Annotated in this window: 7 protein-coding genes; 4 read left to right on the top strand and 3 right to left on the bottom strand. The window is 36.4% G+C overall.

The window, feature by feature from the left end:
* Window positions 1-309: 309 nt before the first annotated feature.
* On the bottom strand, window positions 310-573 hold the full coding sequence (locus CINSTRO3249_RS16670) for a hypothetical protein (protein WP_125933180.1): 264 nt from the start codon (window positions 571-573) through the stop codon (window positions 310-312).
* A 1,126-nt stretch (window positions 574-1,699) separates the two neighbouring features.
* Between CINSTRO3249_RS16670 and CINSTRO3249_RS11870 the strand changes: the two genes are divergently transcribed.
* From CINSTRO3249_RS11870 to CINSTRO3249_RS17255, 4 genes are read left to right on the top strand one after another with little or no spacing between them, the layout of a single operon-like run.
* Entirely contained in the window at window positions 1,700-2,113 is a 414-nt protein-coding gene (locus CINSTRO3249_RS11870) for a GNAT family N-acetyltransferase (protein WP_074013433.1), read from the top strand.
* Window positions 2,114-2,144: 31 nt separating this feature from the next.
* Window positions 2,145-2,834, top strand: coding sequence for a helix-turn-helix transcriptional regulator (locus tag CINSTRO3249_RS11865; protein ID WP_074013432.1), 690 nt, complete (start codon window positions 2,145-2,147; stop codon window positions 2,832-2,834).
* Between the two features lie 20 nt (window positions 2,835-2,854).
* On the top strand, window positions 2,855-4,156 hold the full coding sequence (locus tag CINSTRO3249_RS11860; RefSeq protein ID WP_074013431.1) for a purine-cytosine permease family protein: 1,302 nt from the start codon (window positions 2,855-2,857) through the stop codon (window positions 4,154-4,156).
* The gene (locus CINSTRO3249_RS17255) at window positions 4,153-4,386 is read left to right on the top strand and encodes a hypothetical protein (RefSeq protein WP_174249783.1); all 234 of its coding nucleotides are present in this window, start codon (window positions 4,153-4,155) and stop codon (window positions 4,384-4,386) included. Before CINSTRO3249_RS11860 ends, CINSTRO3249_RS17255 begins: the two co-directional genes overlap by 4 nt.
* Here the strand turns inward: CINSTRO3249_RS17255 and CINSTRO3249_RS11855 are convergent.
* Together CINSTRO3249_RS11855 and CINSTRO3249_RS11850 are read right to left on the bottom strand one after the other, a co-directional pair.
* Window positions 4,279-4,599, bottom strand: coding sequence for a helix-turn-helix transcriptional regulator (locus CINSTRO3249_RS11855; protein WP_074013430.1), 321 nt, complete (start codon window positions 4,597-4,599; stop codon window positions 4,279-4,281). The genes CINSTRO3249_RS17255 and CINSTRO3249_RS11855 overlap by 108 nt on opposite strands.
* A gap of 72 nt (window positions 4,600-4,671) precedes the next feature.
* Window positions 4,672-5,007, bottom strand: coding sequence for a hypothetical protein (locus CINSTRO3249_RS11850; RefSeq protein WP_074013429.1), 336 nt, complete (start codon window positions 5,005-5,007; stop codon window positions 4,672-4,674).
* Window positions 5,008-5,819: the final 812 nt, after the last annotated feature.

Below are 5,819 nucleotides of genomic sequence, written 5' to 3'. Positions count from 1 at the left end.
TCATATGCTGTTTAACCAGCGTCTGATATCGGCGGGTAAGGCGAGAGTCAATCCCGCCAACAGATAGGTTGAAATCATTCTGCAAAGTAATAACAGGTATCACGATAAATGTGTAGATACCTATGCCCCTAATGAGAATAAACCAAATAACTAACCACTAAATGGCTGCGCCTAATACCGCCACACTTGCCATCTATAAACCTCTGACAGTCACGTTAGAGCAATACATGACAAGCACCGATGTAGCGCCGCTTCGCAGCAAACACGGCCAAATTTATTGTCTTAGAAGGGCTGATCAAAAGTGGAGCACTATTCCGCGCAGCTATTAGTTATCATACCAACAAATATTTCTCTCATCTGCGGAGTTAAAATTAAACGAAACATATCTACACCCATTTCAGTTATTGATAAAATTGTATTACCATCTCCATCTCGGGAGACATCAATTCCATTTGTATAAAGACTAACTTTCTCCAAGCCAGTCTCTGTCAACGCAGTTTGACTATATTTTGTGTCGTTACTTATTTCTGTTATTAATTTAAAAGTCATATTAAAACTCTCTACAACAACCATTACTAAATATATTTACACTCAACGCACTTCAAGATGCATCATTCTATCTATAAGAAAACAGAGATAGTATGATTATCGTTACCCCCTCCAGCACCTTCAAGTTAACTTAGTATATACTAAAAAATAAATTTACATTCCCTCATCCATTTAATAAAAGCATGACTTTATCATTAACTTAAAATGACTGTTGAAAATACAGCTAAACTTGCCATTTCATGACGGATGTTATCCGGGTCATGCCACCACATATTAAACAATAAGTGGCAATACTAAATAATGAAAAAATATTACATCGCAAGTCATAAGAAAAGACAGATATATTTAAAATAATCATTTAACTTTGGCCTCATCAATTCCTGCTTGTTTTTATATTTACAATATCAAACTACATGATGAAAAAGCGCTTTTTGTGGTATCATCTACTCTACCTATACTAAAGTCTAGCTTTTCCTCTCGCCAAATAATCATTTAAATAGAGATGATGATTTATATTATCATTATAAAACAGGTATTTGAGAACGTATCACATCAAGACACAACAACATCCAGCTTTCGATATCTTAATTCACCAGTCACCTTCCATAAGATGACTGGTGTAGCAGCAACGTAATGAACATTTTTCGACCAAAGCAAGTAATTTAACGATCTGGACTGGTCATAATCTCATAATCAAACTTTGGGGTTGTTTCATTTATATCAATGTATTTTATGAATATTTCTCATTGGATAAATATAAACAACACCACCTATCTGAACCAAATATAATAATTCACTTGACATGATTACCATGGTATCCTTATAGGTTCATCTATTGATGGATAGATTTTATAACTATACAGTGCAAATGCCTCTGATAAATCAGAGGTCGGGACTATCACCCCGTGAAACAAGTCCGGCATAGATTCTATGCCGGCGCCTTGCGCACATCATATCAATGGTGGGCTGGGCAGGGGAGCCGAAAGGCTCGCCGTTTACTTGTATCCGGTTGTGATAGCCCTGCTCAGTCCACCGCCTATGACGATTTAATCCGTCCCGGTGGTGTTAGCCTAAAATTAAGAGGTTACATCATGAAAATAGTACATATTAAAAACAACACGGTTGGCGTATTTGCCAAGAGGAGAGATTTATGCACTTTAACATTACAAGCACACCAAAATCTCAAGAAGAGGATTTTATTATACAGCAATTATGGTTACATAACTCGGCATATGCGCCGGTAGATATTGTTCCTTTACTTATAACCACAACAAAAGATAACAATGAAATTATCGCTGGATTAATATCAAGAACATGGTGGAACTCTCTCGAAATTCAGTATTTGTGGGTAAATAAAAATCATAGAAAAACAGGGATAGGAACTAAGCTAATGATGCAAGCAGAGCAAGAAGCTATTAATCGTGATTGTCATCAAGCTTATGTTGATACATTTGATTATCAAGCTATTGATTTTTATAAGAGGATGGGGTACGGAGAGTACGGACACCTAGATGGATACGCACATAATCACTCTCGTCACTATATGGCAAAGAGCTTAATTTAAAATATAATAAAGGTAGGGAAGGAACGACAAGATGCATAGATACACCGATAATGATTTAAATTATATAAACGCCTTAATTTGTTTTATGGAAAACTTAAACGAACCGTGGGGGATTAAAGATCTAGAATCAAAGCATATTTATATGAACAATCATGCCATCAGGTATACAAACACGCCTCCTAATTTTGACATTGAAGGTAGAAAAGATAATGAATTCCCCGCGGCCTGGGCGGAAATATCTGATGAGTTACAAGATCATGATAGATTAACAGAAAAAAGAAAACAAAACACAGCCATCATCGAAACACACTACTGGAACGGAGAACAGTCACTTAGACCATATATAAGTAATAAAACGCCACTCTTTAATAAAAACGGAAGGTGTTTGGGAACGGCTTGGACTTCAAGAGAGATAACAATGTTGTCACCAATTGAATTGATAAATAAAAAAACACCATCTGTATTAGTTACGGATATAAAACAGAATATATTCACCAAAAAAGAGTTAGATGTTATCTTTTGGTCACAACAAAAACTTAGCTCTAAAGAAATATCTAGGTTTGTCGGAGTTTCTCATAGAACAGTTGAAAATAAGCTTCAAGGGATATACAACAAAATAGGTATAAACTCAGTGTCGCAATTAATAGAACACTGTAAGGAAAAAGGGTGGGATAAATATATACCGCCAGATTTATTGAAGAAAGGTGTTGTTTTTTGTTAAATTTTTTGGAGTAACGAACAATGGCATTATTGAATGATTATCCTGTGAGTCGTGTTCCTATAAATAGGAGATTACCATTTTTCAGCATAGCTATAGTTCACATGGGTATGCTAACCGCGCTGGATCAGTTTATGTTAGGAGCCGTATTGGGTCATTCCATGACATTTACTGATGCATATATCTCTATTTTTATTGGAAGTTTGATCTTTGGTGTTGTTACTGTCGGCCTTGGGTTGGCAGGAATGAGAGAAGGCCTGTCTGGTAGCCTATTGGCTAGATGGTGTGGTTTTGGACGTATTGGATCAGCCTTAATTGGTATAGTTATCGCTATAAGTTTACTTGGCTGGTTTGGTGTGCAAAATGCCGTTTTCGCAAAAGGATTGAATTATGCAATGGGTGATTTTTTTGGATTTGGCTTATCTGCTATAATTTCAGGAGCAGTAATTACAACTTTGGTTTCATTTGGTTTTAATGGATTAAAAATGGCAGCCAAATTAGCTGTCCCCATGTTTATTTTAGTTGTTGGATACATTTCAATAATGACATTGAAGGGACAAGAACTGCCGAAATTATTTTTAAATTATTCCAATGGTAGTCCTATTAGTATTAGTGAGGGAATTACCATGGTCATTGGTGGTAGTATTGTTGCTAGCCTAATAACTCCCGACATGACCCGTTATTGCAAAAATGGACATCATGTTTTTTGGATGACGATTGTTTCTATTATTATCGGTGAATTTATTGTTAATGGTGTAGCAATATTAATATCCAGAGCACTGAACACTTCCGATGTGGTTACGATAATGGCAAAAACCGCAGGTGGCCTTGGATTGTTAACGGTCGTTTTATCAACATTAAGAATAAATGATATCAACCTTTATTCATCTTCACTAGGTATCGCTAATGCATTAGAAAGTATAACCGGAAAGAAAATAAGATATACTTGGATAACTATTTTTATTGGCTTGACAGGAACAATATTATCAGCCGTAGGCATCTTAGAGAAATTCATCGATTTCCTTAATTTTCTTGGGATATTATTCCCCCCAATTATAGGGATAATGTTAGTCGATTATTATATTCTACGCTCCCAGCGTGACTTGCTTGATGTTACTAAAATGAATGAAACATTGCCTGATCATAACTCAACCCCATCCATAAAATGGACTGCTATGTTAGCATGGTTAACGGGTGGGGTGGTAGGATTTACTGTAGAGTATGGAATATCATCACTTAATTCACTATTGATTTCAAGTTTTTTTTACTGGATAACAAATACATTTCTTCGTTTAAAAAACACTTCTCGACTTATAAAGAGTTGACAGTTTATTTTGCTTTGTTGAATAAATCAGGCCAAAATATTACCAAGCCTGATTTATTCAGAAAAAATTTCCTAGATGTATCTTCGCGCCATTTTAAAGACAAAACAAATTACAAAAATAACTTATTCGTAAATAACGTTCACATTACAGTTATTATTTTTGCCATCATGTTTATTAATCACCAAGCCAATAATGTTAGCCAAATACCTGATGGTAACAAAATTAAATAACGACTGTAATTCATTCAACGTGTTTTTTTCATACTTTTTTGCCGCATTAGAAAAATGACTGTTAACAGAGTGTATGCTAATGTTTAATTCTAGCGCTATCTCCTTCCGACTGAGCCCAGAACATGACATTAACAATAGCTGAATCTCTCTTTCCGATAATTTATTCAAAAGCTCATTGTATGGAATGAAATTATCAATTTTAAAATAACTCATTTGTTACTCCGACTACACTAATTAACACAATTCAAAACCAGCTTGTATTTAATTCCTGACTTGGAATTGAATTTAAGTAATAAGGAGTAAGAGAAAAATTAACACTCCACCATCTACAGGAAACATTAATAATTTACGTGATAAAGAAGAAATTTTACAACCTAATTTTTCTTTACATCGTCCTACAAAGAACAATCTAGCTTTGCTATTCCCATATTCTTCTTGTTTACCAGTTTTCATATTGATGAATGACAGCAGCGTAAGACAATTGACACGAGGTATATTCTGGTCGCTATCGACGACATCAAGGCCGAAGCCGAACTCAACATCAAGCGTGTTAAAAACGGCTAGAGGTATCTGCCTGAAATTTTTTTTCTCTATGGAGGCTTTGGTGCTATAGATGCTCATTTAGCACCTCCCACCAAAGAAAAGACCGCAATCTTGCGTACAAGAGGACAAACACGGTACAGCAGGGTGGAATGTTGGGATGTGAGCGCAAATTGAGCAAATGCACTCTGGCTGATAGGTTGTACTTTTAATGCGTGTGCGGACGCTGTACTATTTTCCATAGCTCAAATCCTAGTGTGTTTAGGTTTTGGGTTAGCGCTATGTTCGTGCTGAAACACGAACATAGCGCGGATGTTTTTCACTTCTTATTTTACACTCTATTCCACAGAAATAAAACACCAAACGCTTTCATCTTAGCGTATTATTTCCCCTCTACGACAACATCACGACAACCCATAAAATAACCTACAGTGATTTTTATATTATTCACATAACATTATGTCACTTTATTTTATTATTACATTAGTACCATCTTCTAATGTGGTCGCCAGGTGTTTTTGTTAACCCTGGGCTTATGCTCAGGACGCACCGTATCAACAGCGCGATTTTTGATTTCTTGGCCATACAGCTGACGCCAGAACGCATCATCCATTCCCCTGTTCTGCGCCCCTGGAGAGGCAACAGGCGTCTCAGCAGGTTTATCATCATTTCTCTTAACCCGTTGACGCGGCTCTGTCACCCATAACGGCTTGTCACTTCCCTCATTAAACCAGGGCACCATATGGCAGGCCGATTTCACAAATTCTGAATCACCCCGGATAAATTAGAGTCTATACTTTAAAAGTGGAGGTCTCTATGACAACGACCAAACGTTACTCTCCGGAAGTCCGTGAACGGGCAGTTAATCTAGTGCTGGAAACTCAGCATGAGCA

The organism is Candidatus Sodalis sp. SoCistrobi (genome assembly GCF_900143145.1).
Lineage (GTDB): Bacteria > Pseudomonadota > Gammaproteobacteria > Enterobacterales > Enterobacteriaceae > SoCistrobi.
Note: the sequence above shows the minus strand (reverse complement) of the source record. Positions and strands in the feature narration are given on the sequence as shown.